Origin of the sequence: Pseudomonas sp. RC2C2 (assembly GCF_018390435.1) — a bacterium.
Taxonomy (GTDB): domain Bacteria; phylum Pseudomonadota; class Gammaproteobacteria; order Pseudomonadales; family Pseudomonadaceae; genus Aquipseudomonas; species Aquipseudomonas donghuensis.
On the sequence record NZ_JAHBAX010000001.1, the window covers coordinates 732,309 to 750,958 of the forward strand.

The window sequence follows — 18,650 nt, forward strand, 5'->3', positions numbered from 1 at the left end:
GTAGACAGAGGAGGTAGTACCCCAGAGTAGAGCATTCTGCGCCGACAGTGGCACAGTGCTCAAGTGGATCGACGCGCGATGGAACCGCGATGTCGAATAAGGACCTAAACTGCGAATTCAGACCACAAGGGAGTGAGCGCAGCATGAGCCGTATCGAAACTGACAGCCTGGGGCAGGTCGAAGTTCCTGACCAGGCCTACTGGGGTGCCCAGACGCAACGCTCGCTGATCAATTTTGCCATCGGCAAGGAGCGCATGCCGCTGGCGGTCTTGCATGCCCTGGCACTGATCAAAAAAGCCGCAGCACGGGTCAACAACCGCAACGGAGACCTTCCGGCGGACATCGCCCGACTGATCGAACAGGCCGCCGACGAGGTGCTCGACGGCCAGTTGGATGACCAGTTTCCACTCGTCGTCTGGCAGACCGGCAGTGGCACCCAGAGCAACATGAACGTCAACGAAGTGATAGCCGGCCGGGCCAACGAACTGGCCGGCAAGGGTCGAGGCGGCAAAGCGCCAGTCCACCCCAACGATCACGTCAACCGTTCGCAGAGCTCCAACGACTGCTTCCCCACCGCCATGCACATCGCCGCCGCCCAGGCGGTGCAGCACAAGCTGCTGCCAGCGATTGGCGAATTGTCGTCGGGGCTGGCGGAACTGGCAGCGCGCCATCAGCATCTGGTGAAGACCGGCCGTACCCACATGATGGACGCCACGCCGATCACCTTCGGCCAGGAACTCTCGGCCTATGTCGCCCAGCTCGATTACGCCCAACGCGCCATTCGCTCGGCGCTGCCAGCGGTGTGCGAGCTGGCCCAGGGCGGCACTGCCGTGGGCACCGGCCTGAATGCCCCGCACGGGTTTGCCGAAGCCATTGCCGCCGAGCTTGCCGCCCTTTGCGGCCTGCCTTTTGTTACCGCGCCGAACAAGTTCGCCGCCCTGGCCGGCCATGAACCGTTGACCACCCTCGCCGGAGGCCTGAAAACCCTCGCCGTGGCGCTGATGAAGCTGGCCAACGACCTGCGCCTGCTCGGCTCCGGCCCGCGCGGCGGCATTGCCGAAGTGCGCCTGCCGGCCAACGAGCCGGGCAGCTCGATCATGCCCGGCAAGGTCAACCCGACCCAATGCGAGGCCCTGTCGATGCTGGTCTGCCAGGTATTGGGCAATGACACCGCGATCGGCTTTGCCGCAAGCCAAGGGCACTTGCAGTTGAACGTGTTCAAGCCGGTGATCATCCACAACCTGCTGCAGTCCATCGACCTGCTGGCTGACGGTTGCAGCAACTTCCAGCAGCACTGCATTGCCGGTATCGAACCGGATACCGAACAGATGGCCGCGCACCTGGAGCGCGGGCTGATGCTGGTGACCGCGCTCAACCCGCACATCGGCTACGACAAGGCGGCGGAAATCGCCAAGAAGGCCTACAGCGAAGGCACCACCCTGCGCGCGGCGGCGCTGACCCTGGGCTACCTGACCAACGAGCAGTTCGACCAGTGGGTACGCCCGGAAAAAATGCTCGAACCGGGCGACAAGGGCTGAGTCACCGGGCCAGGCGTACGCGCCTGGCCCGCCAGCCGGCCATGATCGACGGGCCCAGGGCGGTCAGCGCCGAACCCAGCACCACCACCAGCGCACCGATGTAGCCCAGGGTGTTGATCTGCTCGGCGTGCACGTAGTCGGGCCAGAACCAGGCCGCCAGGGCCACGGCGACGAAGGTGATCAACGGCGTAATCGCCAGGGTCGCGCTGACCTTGGAGGCTTCCCAGTGCGCCAGGGCTTCGGCAAAGGCGCCATAGGCCACCAGGGTGTTCAGGCAGCAGGCGAGCAACAGCCAGCCTTGCAGCGGGCTCAATTGCAGGGCTTCGAGCGGATGCACCCAGGGCGTCAGCAGCGCCGCGCAGCACAGGTAGATCACCATCATCACCTGCAGTGAATTCCACACCGTCAGCAGTTGCTTCTGGCTCAGGGCATAGAACACCCAGATGGTGGTCGCCAGCAAAATGGTCAGCACGCCGGTGGTATAGACACTCAAGGAGCTCAACAGCTCATCCAGGCGCTGATTGAAAAACAGGCCAAAGCCCACCAGCAGGATCGCCAGGCCCATGCCCTGCCCCAGGCTGAATCGCTCCTTGAACAGGAACACACTGGCCACCAGCAACAGCACCGGGCCCATCTGCACCACCAGTTGCGCAGTGCCGGGGCTGAGCAACTTGAGCCCGACCAGGTACAGGACATAGTTGCCAACCAGGCCGCAGGTGGCCAGCAACACCAGGCCCCAGCCCTTGCGCCCGAGGTTGTCGAACGAGGGCAGGCGCTTGCTCGCCGCCAGCCAGGCCAGCAGCAGACCACCGGAAACCAGCAGGCGAAACCAGGTCACGGTGATCGGGTCCATCACCTGCAGCACCTGTTTGAGCTTGATCGGCAAGATACCCCAGAGCACGGCGGTCAGTAGCGACAAGGACAGACCGTAAACCCAGCGTCCGGAAGAAATATGCATAACCAGCCTCGATAGCCCTGTGGTGGGGGGAAACCGGATTCTACGGGGTGGGCTGATGGGGAGACAGGCGCGATTGTGGAAAAGAATTCAGTACTTCATTCCCTGAGTTCCTGCTGGCGCCGCTACGCACCCCATCGCCGGCAAGGCCGGCTCCCACAAGGCCAGGTTTGCACCCTTTCTGTGGGAGCTGGCTTGCCGGCGATGAGGTCCTATTTCTTGTCCTTCTTGAACGCCGCCTCCAGCGCCTCATTGATGGTGCGCAAAACCTTGACCCGCGCCCAGCGCTTGTCATTGGCCTCAACCAGGGTCCAGGGCGCGATCTCGGTGCTGGTGCGATCAACCATGTCGCCCACCGCCTCCGCGTACTGCCCCCATTTTTCGCGGTTGCGCCAGTCTTCCTCGGTGATCTTGAAGCGCTTGAACGGGATCTGCTCCCGTTCCTGGAAGCGCTCGAGCTGGGTCTGTTCGTCGATCGACAGCCAGAACTTGACCAGCACGACCCCGGCGTTGCTCAGTTGCTCTTCAAAGTCGTTGATCTCGCCATAGGCACGCATCCAGTCAGCCTGGCTGCAAAAGCCTTCGACCCGCTCGACCAGCACCCGGCCATACCAGGAGCGATCGAACACGGTGAACTTGCCGCGCGCCGGAATGTGCCGCCAGAAACGCCACAAATAAGGCTGATCGCGCTCTTCGTCGGTGGGCGCGGCAATCGGTATGATGCGGTACTGACGCGGGTCGAGCGCCGCCGCAACCCGGCGGATGGCACCGCCCTTGCCCGCCGCATCATTGCCCTCGAAAACCGCGATCAGCGCATGCCGGCGCATGCGTTTGTCACGCAGCAAACCGGCCAGGCGCGCTTGCTCGGTGATCAACTGCTCCTGGTAGTCGTCCTTGTCCAGGTGCAGGCTCAGGTCGAGGCTGCCAAGCAGGCTCCGCTGGTCGATGCTTTCGCCCAGCGGGGCGATGTTGGCCTGGTGGATCGGTGCGTGATTGGCCTTGAGCGCCGCCTGCAGCCCTTCGAGCAGAATCTTGCCCACGGCCAGGCTGCGGTAATGCGGATCGACGCCTTCGATCACGTGCCAGGGCGCGTAGTCACGGCTGGTTTGCCGCAGCACCCGCTCACCAAAGCGCACGAAACGGTCGTAGGTCTCCGACTGCTGCCAGTCCAGCGGGCTGATCCGCCAGCTGTGCAACGGGTCGTCATTGAGCGCCTTGAGCCGGGCCTTCATCTGCTTCTTGGACAGGTGGAACCAGAACTTGAAGATCAGCGCGCCTTCATCGCAGAGCATCTCCTCCAAGCGCTCGGCGCCACGAATGGCCTGGTCGAGCACGGCATCCTTGAACTGGCCATGCACCCGCCCCTGGAGCATCTGGCTATACCAGTTGCCAAAAAACACGCCCATCCGCCCCTTGGCCGGCAGTGCCCGCCAATAGCGCCAGGCCGGTGGCCGGGCGAGTTCTTCGTCGGTCTGCTGGTCGAAGGTGCGCACCTCGATCAAGCGCGGGTCCATCCATTCGTTGAGCAGCTTGACTGTCTCGCCCTTGCCGGCGCCTTCGATGCCGTTGATCAGCACCAGCACCGGAAAACGCGCCTGCTGCTTGAGTTCGAACTGGGCTTCCAGCAGCGCTTCACGCAGTGCCGGAACCTCGGCTTCATAGGTGTCTTTATCGATGGCGTGACCAATTTCAGCGGATTCGAACATACCAGGCTCCCTACATGGATAAGCAAGACTAGCGGATTGTAAAAACCTTTGTCGGTACAAAACAAAGCCTGCCGCAGGTCAAACAGCCTGGCACCGATCAGCTAAAATGGCCCTCTTGCCAACGCTGAGCCGAACATGACCGAAGTAACCCAATACGCCCAGATCGACTGGGATGACCAAGGCCGACCGCACTCGCGCCAATACGACGACATCTATTTCTCCAAGGAGCAGAGCCTGGAGGAAACCCGTCATGTGTTCATCGACCAGAACGACCTGCGCCGGCGTTTCACTGCGCTGCAGCCGGGCCAGTGCCTGGTGATCGGTGAAACCGGCTTCGGTACCGGCTTGAACTTCTTCTGCGCCTGGCAGCTGTTTGCCGAGTGCGCCCCGCGTGATGCGCGGCTGCATTTCATCAGCGTCGAAAAATACCCCCTGACCCGCGCCGACCTCGGCCGCGCCCTGGCTCTGTGGCCGCAACTGGCGCCGTTCAGCAGCCAGTTGCTGGCTCAGTACGTGGCGGTGCACCAAGGCTTCCAGCCGTTTGTGTTCGAGCAGGGCCGGGTGCGCCTGACCTTGATGATCGGTGACGTGCTGGAGCAATTGCCGCAGCTCGATGCCCAGGTCGACGCCTGGTTCCTCGACGGTTTTGCCCCGGCCAAGAACCCGCAAATGTGGACCCCGGAACTGTTCGCCCAGATCGGCCGGCTGTCATCGCCCACGGCCACCCTCGGCACCTTCACCAGCACTGGCTGGGTGCGCCGGGGCCTGATCGCCGTGGGCTTTACCATGAAGCGCATTCCCGGCATCGGCAAGAAATGGGAAATCCTGCGCGGGACCTTCAATGGCCGGCCAGCCGAGCAGCCACTGCCGCCCGCCAGCGCGCCGTGGTTTGCTCGCCCGCCGGTATTGCCAGGGCCGCGCCAGGCGCTGGTGATCGGCGCCGGCCTGGCCGGTTGCGCCAGCGCCGCCAGCCTTGCCGCCCGCGGTTGGCAGGTGAAAGTGCTGGAGCGCCATGCAACGCCGGCGGCGGAAGCCTCGGGCAACCCGCAAGGGGTGCTGTACCTGAAGTTATCCGCGCACGGCACGGCCTTGTCGCGCTTGATCCTCAGCGGTTTCGGCTACACAAGGCGGCTGCTCGAACGCCTGCAGCGCGGGCAGGATTGGGATGGCTGCGGGGTGCTGCAACTGGCGTTCGATGCCAAGGAAGACCAACGCCAGCAGCAACTGGCCGAGGCCTTCAACCCGCAATTGCTGCAACGCCTGGACCGCGAGCAGGCCGAGCAGCTGGCCGGGGTTGCCCTGGGCAGTGGCGGGCTGTTCTACCCCGAAGGCGGCTGGGTGCATCCGCCGGCGCTGTGCCAGGCCCAGTTGCAGCACCCGAACATCACCCTGCTGCCCCATCATCAGGTGCTGCAACTGCGCAAGGTCGACGGCCTGTGGCAAGCCTGGGAAAGTGAAAAGCTGCTGGCCAGCGCACCGCTGGTGGTACTCGCCACCGCCGCCGAGATCCATAGCTTCCAGCCTTGCGCCGGGCTGCCGCTCAAGCGGATTCGTGGCCAGATCACCCGCCTGCCGGTTACTGCACAGAGCCAGGCCTTGAGCACCGTGGTCTGTGCCGACGGCTACGTGGCACCACCGCGCAATGGCGAGCACACCCTCGGCGCCAGCTTCGATTTCCACAGCACCGACCTGACGCCCACCACTGGCGAGCATGTCGGTAACCTCGGCTTGCTCGAAGCGATCTCCAGCGACCTGGCCCAGCGCCTGGGCGCCCACGACCTCGACCCGCACGCGTTGCAGGGCCGCGCCGCGTTTCGCTGCACCAGCCCCGACTACCTGCCAATTGTCGGCCCGCTGGCCGACCAGGCGCAGTTCAACGAGGTTTACGCCGTGCTGGCCCGGGATGCCCGGCAGATCCCCGACAGCCCCTGCCCCTGGCTCGAAGGCCTGTTCATCAACAGCGGCCATGGCTCGCGCGGGCTGATCACCGCGCCACTTTCTGGCGAATTGATCGCCGCCTGGGCCGACAACGCGCCGCTGCCAGTGCCTCGCGCCGTCGCCGAAGCGTGCCACCCGAATCGTTTCATGTTGCGTGATCTGGTCAGAAGCAAAAATGCAGCGGCAAGCGGCAAGCCACACGCTAAAAGCTGACCGGCCCGGCTCTGTCTTAAGGACTTGTGTGCGGATTAGACAGCCTGGTCGGCAACAAACATTGGCGCCTACACAGCCAGGACAGGTTTCGCGTAGCATGGCGGTACCTTTTCGCCAGACCTGTCCTGTTCATGCTGATTCCCTACGACCAACTGGAAGCCGAAACCCTCACCCGCCTGATCGAGGATTTCGTCACCCGCGACGGCACCGACAACGGTGACGACACGCCGCTGGAAACCCGCGTGCTGCGGGTACGCCAGGCGCTGGCAAAAAAACAGGCATTCATCCTGTTTGATCTCGACAGCCAGCAATGCCAGCTGCTGGCCAAGCACGACGTGCCCAGGGAACTGCTCGATTGATTCAGCCGGCCACCGCCTGCTTGGCCAACTGCTCGACAATGCGCTTGTAGATCTCTGCCCGGTGCACCTCGACGTGCCGGGGGGCACTGATGCCAAAGCGCACCGTATTGCCGTCCACCGACAACACCTTGATCTTGATGTGATCGTCAATGGCGATGATTTCGCCTATTTCGCGGCCTATTACCAACATGCTCCGATCCTCCACAAATCAGGAAGTTCGGAGACTGCACGGGGCGCCGGACGCCTTCAATGCTCTGACAACTAATTAGACAGATCCCACCTAACTAGGCGATTTTGCCTACAGATTCTTGTTGTTTTTGACCCTTCAGGCTGTCTGTAGACGTGGTCCGAGCACGATGATGCTGGCACCCAGCACGCACAGCAGCGCGCCGATCCAGTCACTGCCCAGCGGCCGGGCTCGCTCGACCAGCGCCAGCCAGAGCAACGATGTGACGATGTAGATACCGCCATAGGCGGCATAGGCGCGCCCGGCGTAAGCGGCCTCGACCCGGGTGAGGATCAGGGCGAACAGGGACAGGCTGAGCAGGGCCGGGGCAATCCACCAAGCGCTCTTGCCCAGGCGCAGCCACAGGTAGATGGCATAACAACCGGCGATCTCGAAGACCGCCGCGAGAAAAAACCACAGGTAATTGATCACACCAGGTACTCAAGGCTGTTCAAGGGATGGCCAAGAATACCTGATGCCGACGCTCAAGCCTGGGACGGTCGGGCCTTGGCGCGCATTTTCTCGGCCATGCTGGCCATTTCGTCGTAGAGCAGCTGCGGGGTGCGCTGCTTGAGCTTCCAGGCTTCACGGCCCTGTTCATGGGGCAGAATCAGGAACTCGCCGGCGGCCACTTGCTGGTGAATGTAGTCGGCGATATCGGCGGCGCTGATCGGCGAGCTTTCCAGCAGCTTGCCGACCTGGGCCTTCATTGCCGGGGTCGGACCGCGGAACGAGTCGAGCAGGTTGGTCTGGAAGAACGACGGGCACACCACATGCACGGCGACCTCATGCTGGCGCAGCTCGATCAGCAGGCTTTCCGACAGGGCCAGCACACCAGCCTTGGCAACGTTGTAGTTGCTCATCGCCGGGCCTTGCATCAAGGCCGCCATCGAAGCGATGTTGATGATCGTGCCCTTGCTGCGCTCCAGCAGCGGCAGGAAGGCCTTGCAGCCCTTGACCACGCCCATCAGGTTGATCGCGATCTGCCAGTCCCAGTCTTCCAGCGACAGCTCGGCGAAAAAGCCGCCAGAGGCCACCCCGGCGTTGTTGACGATCACATCGATACCACCGAGCTTTTCTTCACAGGCCTGGGCCAGGGCGGTCAACTGGCTGTAGTCGCGCACATCGCAGCGCTGCACAAAGCCGTCAGCGCCAGTTTCGCGTACCAGCGCCAGGGTTTCCTTGAGGCCGGCCTCATTGACATCGGCCAGGGCCAACCGCCACCCCTCGCGCGCCCAGCGCAAGGCAATTTCGCGCCCAAGCCCCGAGCCGGCACCGGTAATCATCATGCGCTTTTGCATAGCAGGCTGCCTTGTACTGTTCTGGAAAGTTCAGGCCAGTGTAGCGAAGGCAAGGCCGCGACCCACGCTGTATCAGGATGCTGAATGGGCGGGGCAAACAGCGGTGAAAGTGGCGTGTTAACAACCGATAAAACTTTTAGCCACTGGCAGCAGTCGGAATTAACAGGCGGGCATGAAACACATGACCGAAGAGATGGATTGCAGCGTAACGCCTACTTCTCAAGCCAAACAAGGAAACTGCCATGGGCACCATACTTATCATCATCCTGATTCTGCTGTTGATCGGTGGCTTACCCGTCTTTCCGCACTCCAGAAGTTGGGGCTATGGGCCATCCGGCATCATCGGTACGGTGCTGATCATCCTGTTGATCCTGTTATTGCTCGGCAAGATATAGAAAAGCGGCAAGCCATAAGCGGCAAGCCGCAAGTCAAAGCAGTACGCGTACGGCTTCAACTTGCGGCTTGTGGCTTGTGGCTTGTGGCTTGTGGCTTGTGGCTTGTGGCTTGTGGCTGGAAAGGCAGCCAAAGGCTGCCTTTTGCCTACTTAGTGAGACACCGCACCGCTGGCACCCAGGCCAGTCTGCGAGCGCACGAACTGCGGGAAGAACAGCGCCCGTTCATCATCGGCGGCCTTGGACTTGTCGGTGATCGAGAAGAACCAGATACCGGCAAAGGCAATGAGCATCGAGAACAGCGCAGGGTACTCATACGGGTAGATCGCCTTCTCGTGGCCGAGAATCTGCACCCAGATGGTCGGGCCGAGAACCATCAGCGCCACCGCACTGACCAGGCCCATCCAGCCGCCAATCATGGCGCCACGGGTGGTCAGCTTCTTCCAGTACATCGACAGCAGCAGTACCGGGAAGTTACAGCTGGCAGCGATGGAGAACGCCAGGCCAACCATGAACGCGATGTTCTGGCTTTCAAAGAGGATACCCAGGCCGATCGCCAGTACGCCCAAGGCGATGGTGGTGATCTTCGAGACGCGGATTTCATCCTTCTCGTTGGCCTTGCCCTTCTTGATCACGCTGGCATACAAGTCGTGGGAGACCGCCGAAGCACCGGCCAGGGTCAGGCCGGCAACCACTGCCAGGATGGTGGCGAAGGCCACTGCCGAGATGAAGCCGAGGAACACGCTGCCACCTACCGCGTTGGCCAGGTGTACCGCGGCCATGTTGTTGCCGCCGATCAGGGCGCCAGCGACGTCCTTGAATTGCGGGTTGGTGCTGACCAGCAGGATCGCGCCGAAGCCGATGATGAAGGTCAGGATGTAGAAGTAGCCGATGAAGCCCGTGGCGTAGAGTACGCTCTTGCGCGCTTCCTTGGCATCGCTGACGGTGAAGAAGCGCATCAGGATGTGCGGCAGGCCGGCGGTACCGAACATCAGTGCCAGGCCAAGGGAGAACGCCGAGATCGGATCTTTGACCAGGCCACCGGGGCTCATGATCGCTTCACCTTTGGGGTGAACCTTGATCGCCTCGGAGAACAGCGCGTTGAAGTCGAAGTTGACGTGCTTCATCACCATCAGCGCCATGAAGCTGGCACCGGAGAGCAGCAACACGGCCTTGATGATCTGCACCCAGGTGGTCGCGAGCATGCCGCCGAACAGCACGTACATGCACATCAGGATGCCGACCAGAATCACCGCGACATGGTAGTCGAGGCCGAACAGCAACTGGATCAGCTTGCCGGCGCCAACCATCTGCGCGATCAGGTAGAAGGCCACCACCACCAGCGAACCGGAGGCCGACAGGGTGCGGATTTCCTTCTGCCCAAGGCGGTACGAAGCGACGTCGGCAAAGGTGTATTTGCCCAGGTTACGCAAGCGTTCGGCGATCAGGAAGAGGATGATCGGCCAGCCGACCAGAAAACCGATCGAGTAGATCAGGCCATCGTAGCCAGAGGTGAACACCAGGGCGGAAATACCCAGGAAAGAGGCTGCCGACATGTAGTCGCCAGCAATCGCCAGACCGTTCTGAAAACCGGTGATGCGCCCGCCGGCGGCGTAGTAGTCAGAGGCGGACTTGTTACGTTTGGATGCCCAGTAGGTGATGCACAGGGTGGCACCGACGAAGGCGACGAACATGACGATCGCCGACACGTTCAACGGTTGCTTCTGCACCGCGCCGGTGAGGGCGTCAGCGGCCCAGACGGCGGGTGCAAAAACGCCGAAGGCCAGGGTTGCCAGTAGACGCCGGATCATTGCTGAGCCTCCTTGAGGATCGCCTTGTTCATCTCGTCGAACTCGCCGTTGGCGCGACGCACGTAGATGGCCGTGAGGATGAAGGCCGAGACAATCAGACCGACGCCGAGGGGAATACCCCAGGTGATCGACGAGTCAGGGCTGAGCTTGGCACCCAATACATGCGGGCCATAGGCAATCAACAGGATGAAGGCGGAATAGAGACCGAGCATGATCGCCGAGAGAATCCAGGCGAAGCGTTCGCGTTTTGAAACCAGCTCCTTGAACCGCGGGCTGTTTTGTATCGAGAGGTAAATGCTGTCGTTCATTGTTTTTGTCCTCGCAGCACAGATTAGGTAGAACCCACTCCACTTTATGCTGCCTTCGGACGCACTCCAGACGACCTTAGTCTTAGATGCAAAACTCTTTTACCGAATCGGTAACAGCCTGAAACGACAAGGGCCGCGACAGCGTTTTCGCTGCCGCGGCCCTGGAAGGTGCCAGATAGAAGCCTTAGGCCATTACTTGCCGGTCCACTGTGCTACGCGTTCCGGGTGCTTGGCTACCCAGTCCTTGGCTGCGGCCTCGGGTTTAGCGCCCTCTTGAATGGCCAGCATGACCTCGCCGATTTCATCCTTGGACTGCCACTGGAAGTTTTTCAGGAATGCCGCCACTTCCGGGGCTTTCTTGTCCAGTTCCTTGCTGCCGATGCTGTTGACGGTTTCAGCAGCGCCATACACGCCTTTGGGGTCTTCGAGGAACTTGAGCTTCCACTTGGCGAACATCCAGTGCGGTACCCAGCCGGTCACCGCGATCGATTGCTGCTTGGCATAGGCGCGGCCCAGCTCTGCGGTCATCGCCGCGCCGGAGCTGGCCTGGAGTTTGTAGCCGCTCAGGTCATAGTCCTTGATCGCCTGGTCGGTCTTGAGCATCACGCCGGAACCTGCGTCGATGCCGACGATTTTCTTCTTGAAGCTGTCATCGGTCTTGAGGTCGGCCAGGGAGTTGGCCTTGACGTACTCGGGGACGATCAGGCCGATCTTGGCATCCTTGAAGTTGGGGCCGTAGTCGACCACGTTGTCCTTGTTCTTGGTCCAGTATTCGCCATGGGTTACCGGCAGCCAGGCCGAGAGCATGGCATCGAGCTTGCCGGTAGCCACCCCCTGCCACATGATGCCGGTGGCCACGGCCTGCAGTTTGACGTCATAGCCGAGTTTCTGCCTGATGACTTCGGCGGCGACGTTAGTGGTCGCCACACTGTCGGACCAGCCATCGACATAGCCGATGCTCACTTCCTTGGCCAGCGCTTGCCCCGCGCCAATGGCCATTACCAGGGCGGTGCCCACCCCCAGGAGTCGTCGCATTTTCATCCAAGCATCCCCTCGTCACGTCACGGAAGCTGCATCATCAACCGCGCATGCTTGCTGACCTGCTCTGGTAACGACCTCAAGGCAACGAGAAACGACATCACATCGCCAGCAACGTGGATCGTTACATCAAGCAACATCCACCGCGGCTAACTTTGCCGCCCAAGGCTTTGGCCTGAGCCATTTGCAGGTACTATTGCCGGCTTTGTTCCCAGACGGTCCGATCCATGTCCTCGACTGCGCGCTTCCCGCTTTTACCCTACCTGTTCGCCTGCCTACTGGGCCTGTTTGCCCTGGGGGGCCTGTGGTACGGCCTGGGCAAACCGGTGGTACTGCCGGATGCGGCCAGCGCTTCGCACAAGCTGCAGTGCGCCTCCTACACGCCATTCGACAAGGACCAATCACCCTTCGACCAGCCGTTCCAGCTGCGCCCGGCGCGCATGGACGCGGACCTGGCCTTGCTGGCGCAGCGCTTCGAGTGCATCCGTACCTATTCGATGACCGGGCTTGAGGCGATCCCGGACCTGGCCCGCAAGCATGGCCTGAAGGTGATGCTCGGCGCCTGGATCAACGCCAACCCGGTGGATTCGCAAAAGGAGGTCAAGGCCCTGATCGCCTCGGCCAATGCCAACCCGGATGTGGTCAAGGCGGTGATCGTCGGTAACGAAACCCTGCTGCGCAAGGAGGTCACCGGCCCGCAACTGGTGGCGCTGATCAACCAGGTGAAAAGCCAGGTCAGCGTGCCGGTGACCTACGCCGATGTCTGGGAGTTCTGGCTGCAACACCCCGAGATCGCCCCGACGGTGGACTTCCTGACCATCCACCTGCTGCCCTACTGGGAAGATGATCCCAAGAGCATCGACGATGCCCTGGTGCACGTTGGCGAGATTCGCCAGGTGTTCGGCAACCGCTTCGCGCCCAAGGACATCGTCATTGGCGAAACCGGCTGGCCGAGCGAAGGCCGCCAGCGCGAAACCGCCCTGCCCAGCCGGGTCAACGAAGCGCGTTTCATCCGTGGCTTCGTGGCCATGGCCGAACAGCAGGGCTGGAAGTACAACCTGATCGAAGCCTTCGACCAACCGTGGAAACGTGCCAGCGAAGGCGCCGTAGGCGGTTATTGGGGCCTGTATGACGCCGATCGCCAGGACAAGGGCATCCTTGAAGGGCCGGTGAGCAACCTGGCGTTCTGGCCGCAGTGGCTGGGCGTCGGTGTTGCGCTGTTCGCCACCACCCTGCTGCTGGCCGGGCGTGTGCGCGGTACCCGCGCGGCCTTGCTGGTGCCGTTGCTGGCGGCACTGGGCGCCGCCAGCCTGGGCCTGTGGGGCGAAATGGTGCGAATCAATAGCCGATTTGCCGGAGAGTGGATCTGGGCGCTCCTGCTGGCGGGCCTCAACCTGCTGGTACTGGCCCATGGCGCGCTGGCGTTGTCGCAGCGTCAGGGTTGGCGTGGGCGCGCCTTCGCCTGGCTTGAAGCACGTGCCGGAGGGTGGTTGCTGGCGGCAGGTTTTGCGGCGGCGGTGAGTATGCTGGCGCTGGTGTTCGACCCGCGCTATCGCAGTTTCCCGAGCCCGGCACTGTTGTTGCCAGCGGTCGTGTACCTGTTGCGGCCGGTACCGGCACGCCGGGCCGAAGCAGCCTTGCTGGCGTTGATCGTTGGCGGCGGCATTGCCCCGCAGTTGTTCCTTGAAGGGCTGAGCAACCAGCAAGCGCTGGTCTGGGCCGGGGTGAGCGTACTGATGGTGGCGGCGTTGTGGCGCAGCCTGAGGGTTCGGCTTCAGCAGTAACCGGGGCTGCTTCGCACCCCATCGCTGGCAAGCCAGCTCCCACAACAGCCCCTGTGGGCGCTGGCTTGCCAGCGATGGCAGCGCCGCAATGTCAGCTGGAGCGCCGCACCAGGCGCAACCCCGCCAGCACCACCGCGAACACCGCAATGCTCGCGGTATACAACACCAGCGCCGGAATCCCGCACACCAGCGCCGCCACCCCCAGGCGCCAACCTGCGCGCCCAGGCACCAGCGTGGCCAGCAGCGCCAGGCCCAGGGCCGACCAGGCCAGCAGCCTGAAGTGAATCATCAAGCCCATGACCGAGCGCGCCTGGCAGCCCCACAATTGTGCCTGATCGGCGCAGGTGGCGAGCCAGTGGGCGTCCTCCATCAGCACATAGCGCAGCCCATAGCTTGCCGCCAGCCACAAAGGCAGGAACACCAGCAAAGCGATCAGCGGTAAACGACGGGACATGCGACACTCCAGAAACGTGAAATCGGCGCCCAGCATAATCGTCCGAGGCGTCTATGCAAGGCAAAAGCGCCAGCCTCAACTACTTTGTCCTGTAGATAAGTGGAACCAAATGTTGCGTATCCTCAACGGGCATCGGCAACATCTGGGACGATAAATGCCGGAGCGCCAGGCAACTTTGCCAGGGCCATCATGGTCCTAGCCTGCGTAACGCACTTTGCCGCTGCATTTTTGGGGATCCGTCATGCTTCGTTCTCTGCGCCTCGCTGCCCTGTTGGGCGGCCTTATCTCGAGTGCGTGCGCTTGGGCACAAACCATCGACGCCGCCAGTTACGGCTACCCGTTGACCAACCCGTTCGAGGCGACCATCGCCACGACGCCTCCGGAGCTGCGCCCGGAACTGCCCAGCGACGACGACATCACCCAGTCCGACTACAGCCTGAACCTGCGTCCGGAGCGGGCCTTCACCCTGCCGGACAACTTCTGGCCGGTCAAAAAGCTCAAGTACCGCCTGGCCCGCCAGGACCACGAAGCGCCGCTGATGTTTCTGATCGCCGGCACCGGCGCGCCCTACTCCAGCAGCATCAACGAATACCTGAAGAAGCTCTATTACAAAGCTGGCTATCACGTGGTGCAGCTGTCGTCGCCGACCAGCTTCGACTTCATCACCGCCGCCTCGCGCTATGCCACCCCCGGGGTGACCAAGGAGGATGCCGAAGACCTGTACCGGGTGATGCAGGGCGTGCGCGCCCAGCACCCGCGCCTGCCGGTCAGCGAGTACTACCTCAGCGGTTACAGCCTCGGCGCCCTGGACGCCGCATTCGTCAGCCACCTGGACGAGACCCGGCGCAGCTTCAACTTCAAGCGCGTGCTGCTGTTAAACCCGCCGGTCAACCTCTACACCTCGATCAGCAACCTCGACAAGCTGGTGCAGACCGAGGTCAAGGGGGTCAACAACAGCACGACGTTCTATGAGCTGGTGCTCAACAAGCTGACCCGCTATTTCCAGCAGAAGGGCTACATCGACCTCAACGATGCCCTGCTCTACGACTTCCAGCAGTCACGCCAGCACCTGTCCAATGAGCAGATGGCGATGGTCATCGGGACCTCGTTCCGCTTCTCGGCGGCCGATATCGCCTTTACCTCCGACCTGATCAACCGCCGCGGCCTGATCATCCCGCCCAAGTACCCGATCACCGAAGGCAGCAGCCTCACACCGTTCTTCAAGCGGGCCCTGCAATGCGACTTCGACTGCTACCTGACCGAGCAGGTAATCCCCATGTGGCGCGCCCGCACCGACGGCGGCAGCCTGCTGCAACTGGTCGACCAGGTCAGCCTCTATGCACTCAAGGACTACCTGCAGCAAAGCCCGAAAATCGCCGTGATGCATAACGCCGACGACGTCATCCTTGGCCCTGGCGACCTGGGGTTCCTGCGTAGCGCCTTTGGCGAGCGCTTGACCCTGTACCCTCATGGCGGCCATTGCGGCAACCTCAATTACCGCGTCAACAGCGACGACATGCTGGAGTTCTTCCGTGGTTAAACGCCTATTGATCATTAGCGCGCTGCTGGCCTGTGGCATGGCCGAGGCGGTTGAAGAAACCGCGCCGCGCACCAGCGTCATCGAAGCCAATAACGTCGATAGCGATGGTTTCACCGAGCCGCTCAAGGCACTGAAATTCAACCCGGGCCTGGACCAGCGCGAATTCGAACGCTCGACCCTGGCGGCGCTGACCGTCTACGACCCGCTGGAATCGATGAACCGGCGCATCTATCACTTCAACTACCGCTTCGACCAATGGGTATTTCTGCCGGTGGTCAATGGCTACCGCTACATCACCCCGCATTTCGTGCGCAGTGGCGTAAGCAACTTCTTCAGCAACGTTGGCGATGTGCCGAACCTGTTCAACAGCCTGCTGCAGTTCAAGGGCAAGCGCTCGATGGAAATCACCGCGCGGTTGCTGCTCAACACCACCATCGGCGTCGCCGGCCTGTGGGACCCGGCCAGCAAGATGGGCCTGCCGCACCAGAGCGAGGACTTCGGCCAGACCCTGGGCTTCTACGGTGTGCCAGACGGCCCATACCTGATGCTGCCAATCCTCGGCCCCTCGAACCTGCGCGATACCGGTGGCCTGGTGGTGGACTACAGCGCCGAGAACTGGATCAACTTTCTCAATGTCGCCGAGGTCAGCAGCAACCACCCGGAAGTCTTGGCCTTGCGCGCCATCGACAAGCGCTACACCACCAGTTTCCGTTATGGCCAGCTGAACTCGCCGTTCGAGTACGAGAAGGTGCGCTACGTCTACACCGAAGCGCGCAAGTTGCAGATCGCCGAGTAAGCGGCTTCAGCTGAGCGGCGGCAGACCAAGAAACGCGCACAGTTCGCGGCGCTTGGCCAAGGCGTCACGGCGCCCGAGTTCGATCAGTTCGCTGCAGTAGCCGGCTTCGAACAACAGGTAGCTGAGTACCCCCGCCCCGCTGGTTTTGGTCGCCCCCGGACCACGCAGGAACAGGCGCAAGGCGGCAGGCAATTCACGCCGGTGGCGGGCGGCGATCTCATCCAGGGGCTGGCTGGGCGCAACCACCAGTACCTCGACCGGCGCCAGGCCCAAACGCCGGCGCTCCAGGTGTTCCGGCATCAGGTGGCTGAGGTGATTGAGCCGCTGCAGCAACTCGATATCGTCTTCCAGGCTGTCAATGAACGTACTGTTGAGCATGTGCCCGCCAATCTGTGCCAGGCTCGGTTGCTGGCCACTGAAGATGCGCGGTTGCAGGTCGCCTGCCGTGGGCCGCTGCGGGTTGCCGCTGACCCCGACCACCAGCACCCGGCTGGCGCCCAGGTGCAGCGCCGGGCTGATCGGCGCCGACTGGCGCACCGCGCCATCGCCGAAGAACTCCTCGCCAAGCTTGATCGGCGCGAACAGCAACGGGATCGCCGAACTTGCCAGCAAGTGTTCGACGCTCAGGCGGGTCGGCAGGCCGATCCGCCGGTGGCGCAGCCAGGGATCGATAGCACCTCTGCCCTGGTAGAAGGTCACCGCCTGACCGGACTCATAACCGAAGGCGGTTACCGCCACGGCATGCAGGTGCTGTCGCTCGATGGCCTGGTCGATGCCGTTCATGTCCAGGTGCTGGTTGAGCAGCTTGCGCAAGGGGGAGCTGTCGAGCAGCGCCACCGGCACTGGCGTGCCGAGGCCGAGCAGGTTGTGGCAAACGAAACGGCTGGCCTGGCGGATCACTCCGGGCCAGTCGCTGCGCAGCACCTGATGGCTGCGAAAGCCCTGCCAGAAGCTGGTCAGGCGGCGGATGGCGTCGGCAAAGTGGATCGCGCCGCTGGCCAGGGTCACGGCATTGATGGCGCCGGCCGAGGTACCGACGATCACCGGAAAGGGATTGGCCGCACCCGGCGGCAACAGGTCGGCGATGCCGGCCAGCACACCGACCTGGTAGGCGGCGCGGGCGCCGCCGCCGGAGAGGATCAAGCCGGTGATCGGTTTTGCTGCCATGGGTTCCTCCCGCCAATTGTGTCGCCCCTATCGCCGGCAAGGCCGGCTCCCACAGCTTCAGGGCTGGCTCGACCCTGTGGGAGCTGGCTTGCCAGCGATAGCCTCAACGCCGTTTTTCGTAGAGTTTCGGCGCCCCTGGCGGGCGCGACTTGAAGCGCCGATGCGCCCACAGGTACTGCTCCGGGCATTCACGCAGGGCCGCTTCGATCCATTGATTGATGCGCAGGCAATCGACCTCTTCGGTCTCGCCAGGGAAGTCTGCGAGCGGCGGATGGATCACCAGCTTGTAACCGCTGCCATCGGCCAGGCGCTGCTGGGTGAAGGGAATCACCCGCGCCTTGCCCAGCCGGGCAAACTTGGTCGTCGCGGTGACGGTCGCCGCCTCGATGCCGAACAGCGGCACGAACAGGCTCTGCTTGGCGCCGTAGTCCTGGTCCGGTGCGTACCAGATGGCGCGCCCGGCGCGCAGCAGCTTGAGCATGCCGCGCACGTCCTCACGCTCTACCGCCAGCGAATCGAGGTTGTGCCGCTCGCGGCCACGGCGCTGGATGAAATCGAACACCGGGTTGCCGTGTTCGCGGTACATGCCGTCGATGGTGTGCTCCTGGCCCAGTAGTGCAGCGCCGATCTCCAGGGTGGTGAAGTGCAGGGCCATGAGGATGGCACCCTGGCCATCACGTTGGGCGGCCTGCAGGTGCTCAAGCCCCTCGATGTGCGCCAGGCGTGCCAACCGGGCCTTTGGCCACCACCAGCTCATGGCCATTTCGAAGAAGGCGATGCCGGTGGAAGCGAAATTTTCCTTGAGCAGACGCTGCCGTTCGACGGACGGTAGCTCGGGGAAACACAGCTCCAGATTACGCGCCGCAATGTAGCGGCGCTCGCCGGCCACCCGGTACATCAGCGCCCCCAGGGCACGGCCGATCACCAGCAATACCCGGTATGGCAGCTGCACGATCAGCCACAGCAGGCCCAGGCCCAGCCACAGCGGCCAGAAGCGCGGGTGCAGAAAGTAACGACGAAAACGCGGGCGATCCATTAAAGATTCCGGAAAGACAAGGGCCGGGCATTCTACAACGGTTCGGCACGGGTTGCGGCCAACCGGTGTTCTCGTTATAAGTCTGGGC

General features: G+C 62.7%; 18 protein-coding genes. 7 read left to right on the forward strand and 11 right to left on the reverse strand.

Features of this window, described 5'->3' with window-relative positions; genetic code table 11:
• Positions 1 to 143: 143 nt before the first annotated feature.
• Positions 144 to 1,538: a class II fumarate hydratase gene (locus KHO53_RS03380; RefSeq protein ID WP_010224159.1), complete on the forward strand. Its 1,395-nt coding sequence runs from the start codon at positions 144 to 146 to the stop codon at positions 1,536 to 1,538.
• A 1-nt stretch (position 1,539) separates the two neighbouring features.
• Here the strand turns inward: KHO53_RS03380 and KHO53_RS03385 are convergent, their stop codons facing one another.
• Together KHO53_RS03385 and pap are read right to left on the reverse strand one after the other, a co-directional pair.
• Entirely contained in the window at positions 1,540 to 2,496 is a 957-nt protein-coding gene (locus KHO53_RS03385) for a DMT family transporter (protein WP_010224161.1), read from the reverse strand.
• A gap of 209 nt (positions 2,497 to 2,705) precedes the next feature.
• Positions 2,706 to 4,199 carry a polyphosphate:AMP phosphotransferase gene (gene pap, locus KHO53_RS03390; RefSeq protein WP_213569988.1) on the reverse strand — a complete coding sequence of 498 codons (1,494 nt, stop codon included), beginning with the start codon at positions 4,197 to 4,199 and terminating at the stop codon, positions 2,706 to 2,708.
• Between the two features lie 135 nt (positions 4,200 to 4,334).
• Here pap and mnmC point away from each other — a divergent pair, with 135 nt between their 5' ends.
• The gene (gene mnmC / locus KHO53_RS03395) at positions 4,335 to 6,350 is read left to right on the forward strand and encodes a bifunctional tRNA (5-methylaminomethyl-2-thiouridine)(34)-methyltransferase MnmC2/FAD-dependent 5-carboxymethylaminomethyl-2-thiouridine(34) oxidoreductase MnmC1 (protein WP_213569989.1); all 2,016 of its coding nucleotides are present in this window, start codon (positions 4,335 to 4,337) and stop codon (positions 6,348 to 6,350) included.
• A 131-nt stretch (positions 6,351 to 6,481) separates the two neighbouring features.
• Positions 6,482 to 6,709, forward strand: coding sequence for a YheU family protein (locus tag KHO53_RS03400; protein WP_010224164.1), 228 nt, complete (start codon positions 6,482 to 6,484; stop codon positions 6,707 to 6,709).
• A 1-nt stretch (position 6,710) separates the two neighbouring features.
• Here KHO53_RS03400 and csrA read toward each other — a convergent pair whose 3' ends face one another.
• The 3 genes from csrA to KHO53_RS03415 all read right to left on the reverse strand — a co-directional run bounded on the left by csrA (position 6,711) and on the right by KHO53_RS03415 (position 8,236).
• Positions 6,711 to 6,899, reverse strand: a complete 189-nt coding sequence (gene csrA / locus KHO53_RS03405; RefSeq protein ID WP_010224165.1) for a carbon storage regulator CsrA — start codon at positions 6,897 to 6,899, stop codon at positions 6,711 to 6,713.
• Positions 6,900 to 7,034: 135 nt separating this feature from the next.
• Positions 7,035 to 7,367 carry a YnfA family protein gene (locus KHO53_RS03410; protein WP_010224166.1) on the reverse strand — a complete coding sequence of 111 codons (333 nt, stop codon included), beginning with the start codon at positions 7,365 to 7,367 and terminating at the stop codon, positions 7,035 to 7,037.
• A gap of 53 nt (positions 7,368 to 7,420) precedes the next feature.
• A complete protein-coding gene (locus KHO53_RS03415) occupies positions 7,421 to 8,236 on the reverse strand; it encodes an SDR family oxidoreductase (RefSeq protein ID WP_010224167.1) in 816 nt (271 codons plus the stop codon).
• Between the two features lie 242 nt (positions 8,237 to 8,478).
• Here KHO53_RS03415 and KHO53_RS03420 point away from each other — a divergent pair, with 242 nt between their 5' ends.
• On the forward strand, positions 8,479 to 8,631 hold the full coding sequence (locus tag KHO53_RS03420) for a DUF3309 family protein (RefSeq protein ID WP_010224169.1): 153 nt from the start codon (positions 8,479 to 8,481) through the stop codon (positions 8,629 to 8,631).
• Between the two features lie 149 nt (positions 8,632 to 8,780).
• Here the strand turns inward: KHO53_RS03420 and KHO53_RS03425 are convergent, their stop codons facing one another.
• The 3 genes from KHO53_RS03425 to KHO53_RS03435 form a co-directional block, all read right to left on the reverse strand.
• The gene (locus KHO53_RS03425; RefSeq protein ID WP_010224171.1) at positions 8,781 to 10,439 is read right to left on the reverse strand and encodes a cation acetate symporter; all 1,659 of its coding nucleotides are present in this window, start codon (positions 10,437 to 10,439) and stop codon (positions 8,781 to 8,783) included.
• Complete coding sequence (locus KHO53_RS03430; RefSeq protein ID WP_010224173.1) at positions 10,436 to 10,747, reverse strand: DUF485 domain-containing protein; 312 nt, start codon at positions 10,745 to 10,747, stop codon at positions 10,436 to 10,438. The genes KHO53_RS03425 and KHO53_RS03430 overlap by 4 nt, the downstream gene beginning before the upstream one ends.
• A gap of 192 nt (positions 10,748 to 10,939) precedes the next feature.
• Entirely contained in the window at positions 10,940 to 11,788 is an 849-nt protein-coding gene (locus KHO53_RS03435) for a glycine betaine ABC transporter substrate-binding protein (protein ID WP_213569990.1), read from the reverse strand.
• Positions 11,789 to 12,012: 224 nt separating this feature from the next.
• Between KHO53_RS03435 and KHO53_RS03440 the strand changes: the two genes are divergently transcribed.
• Positions 12,013 to 13,569, forward strand: coding sequence for a glycoside hydrolase family 17 protein (locus KHO53_RS03440; protein WP_010224177.1), 1,557 nt, complete (start codon positions 12,013 to 12,015; stop codon positions 13,567 to 13,569).
• A gap of 91 nt (positions 13,570 to 13,660) precedes the next feature.
• Here KHO53_RS03440 and KHO53_RS03445 read toward each other — a convergent pair whose 3' ends face one another.
• Positions 13,661 to 14,023 carry a hypothetical protein gene (locus KHO53_RS03445; protein WP_010224179.1) on the reverse strand — a complete coding sequence of 121 codons (363 nt, stop codon included), beginning with the start codon at positions 14,021 to 14,023 and terminating at the stop codon, positions 13,661 to 13,663.
• 241 nt (positions 14,024 to 14,264) lie between these two features.
• Between KHO53_RS03445 and mlaY the strand changes: the two genes are divergently transcribed.
• Positions 14,265 to 15,563, forward strand: a complete 1,299-nt coding sequence (gene mlaY, locus KHO53_RS03450) for a lipid asymmetry maintenance lipase MlaY (RefSeq protein ID WP_010224181.1) — start codon at positions 14,265 to 14,267, stop codon at positions 15,561 to 15,563.
• Between the two features lie 37 nt (positions 15,564 to 15,600).
• Positions 15,601 to 16,359 carry an MlaA family lipoprotein gene (locus KHO53_RS03455; protein WP_249684418.1) on the forward strand — a complete coding sequence of 253 codons (759 nt, stop codon included), beginning with the start codon at positions 15,601 to 15,603 and terminating at the stop codon, positions 16,357 to 16,359.
• Positions 16,360 to 16,365: 6 nt separating this feature from the next.
• On the opposite strand, the gene KHO53_RS03460 is transcribed toward KHO53_RS03455, so the two are convergent.
• Complete coding sequence (locus KHO53_RS03460) at positions 16,366 to 17,526, reverse strand: patatin-like phospholipase family protein (protein ID WP_010224184.1); 1,161 nt, start codon at positions 17,524 to 17,526, stop codon at positions 16,366 to 16,368.
• Between the two features lie 103 nt (positions 17,527 to 17,629).
• Positions 17,630 to 18,562, reverse strand: a complete 933-nt coding sequence (locus tag KHO53_RS03465; protein ID WP_010224185.1) for a lipid A biosynthesis lauroyl acyltransferase — start codon at positions 18,560 to 18,562, stop codon at positions 17,630 to 17,632.
• Between the last annotated feature and the right edge of the window lie 88 nt (positions 18,563 to 18,650).

Excerpts from the sequence above, each read along its gene's own strand:
- KHO53_RS03435 (WP_213569990.1), bottom strand. The coding sequence starts at position 11,788 with ATGAAAATGCGACGACTCCTGGGGGTGGGCACCGCCCTGGTAATGGCC.
- mlaY (WP_010224181.1), top strand. The coding sequence starts at position 14,265 with ATGCTTCGTTCTCTGCGCCTCGCTGCCCTGTTGGGCGGCCTTATCTCG.
- KHO53_RS03455 (WP_249684418.1), top strand. The coding sequence starts at position 15,601 with ATGGCCGAGGCGGTTGAAGAAACCGCGCCGCGCACCAGCGTCATCGAA.
- KHO53_RS03380 (WP_010224159.1), top strand. The coding sequence starts at position 144 with ATGAGCCGTATCGAAACTGACAGCCTGGGGCAGGTCGAAGTTCCTGAC.
- pap (WP_213569988.1), bottom strand. The coding sequence starts at position 4,199 with ATGTTCGAATCCGCTGAAATTGGTCACGCCATCGATAAAGACACCTAT.
- KHO53_RS03430 (WP_010224173.1), bottom strand. The coding sequence starts at position 10,747 with ATGAACGACAGCATTTACCTCTCGATACAAAACAGCCCGCGGTTCAAG.
- mnmC (WP_213569989.1), top strand. The coding sequence starts at position 4,335 with ATGACCGAAGTAACCCAATACGCCCAGATCGACTGGGATGACCAAGGC.
- KHO53_RS03400 (WP_010224164.1), top strand. The coding sequence starts at position 6,482 with ATGCTGATTCCCTACGACCAACTGGAAGCCGAAACCCTCACCCGCCTG.
- csrA (WP_010224165.1), bottom strand. The coding sequence starts at position 6,899 with ATGTTGGTAATAGGCCGCGAAATAGGCGAAATCATCGCCATTGACGAT.
- KHO53_RS03440 (WP_010224177.1), top strand. The coding sequence starts at position 12,013 with ATGTCCTCGACTGCGCGCTTCCCGCTTTTACCCTACCTGTTCGCCTGC.
- KHO53_RS03385 (WP_010224161.1), bottom strand. The coding sequence starts at position 2,496 with ATGCATATTTCTTCCGGACGCTGGGTTTACGGTCTGTCCTTGTCGCTA.
- KHO53_RS03445 (WP_010224179.1), bottom strand. The coding sequence starts at position 14,023 with ATGTCCCGTCGTTTACCGCTGATCGCTTTGCTGGTGTTCCTGCCTTTG.
- KHO53_RS03460 (WP_010224184.1), bottom strand. The coding sequence starts at position 17,526 with ATGGCAGCAAAACCGATCACCGGCTTGATCCTCTCCGGCGGCGGCGCC.
- KHO53_RS03465 (WP_010224185.1), bottom strand. The coding sequence starts at position 18,562 with ATGGATCGCCCGCGTTTTCGTCGTTACTTTCTGCACCCGCGCTTCTGG.
- KHO53_RS03415 (WP_010224167.1), bottom strand. The coding sequence starts at position 8,236 with ATGCAAAAGCGCATGATGATTACCGGTGCCGGCTCGGGGCTTGGGCGC.
- KHO53_RS03420 (WP_010224169.1), top strand. The coding sequence starts at position 8,479 with ATGGGCACCATACTTATCATCATCCTGATTCTGCTGTTGATCGGTGGC.
- KHO53_RS03425 (WP_010224171.1), bottom strand. The coding sequence starts at position 10,439 with ATGATCCGGCGTCTACTGGCAACCCTGGCCTTCGGCGTTTTTGCACCC.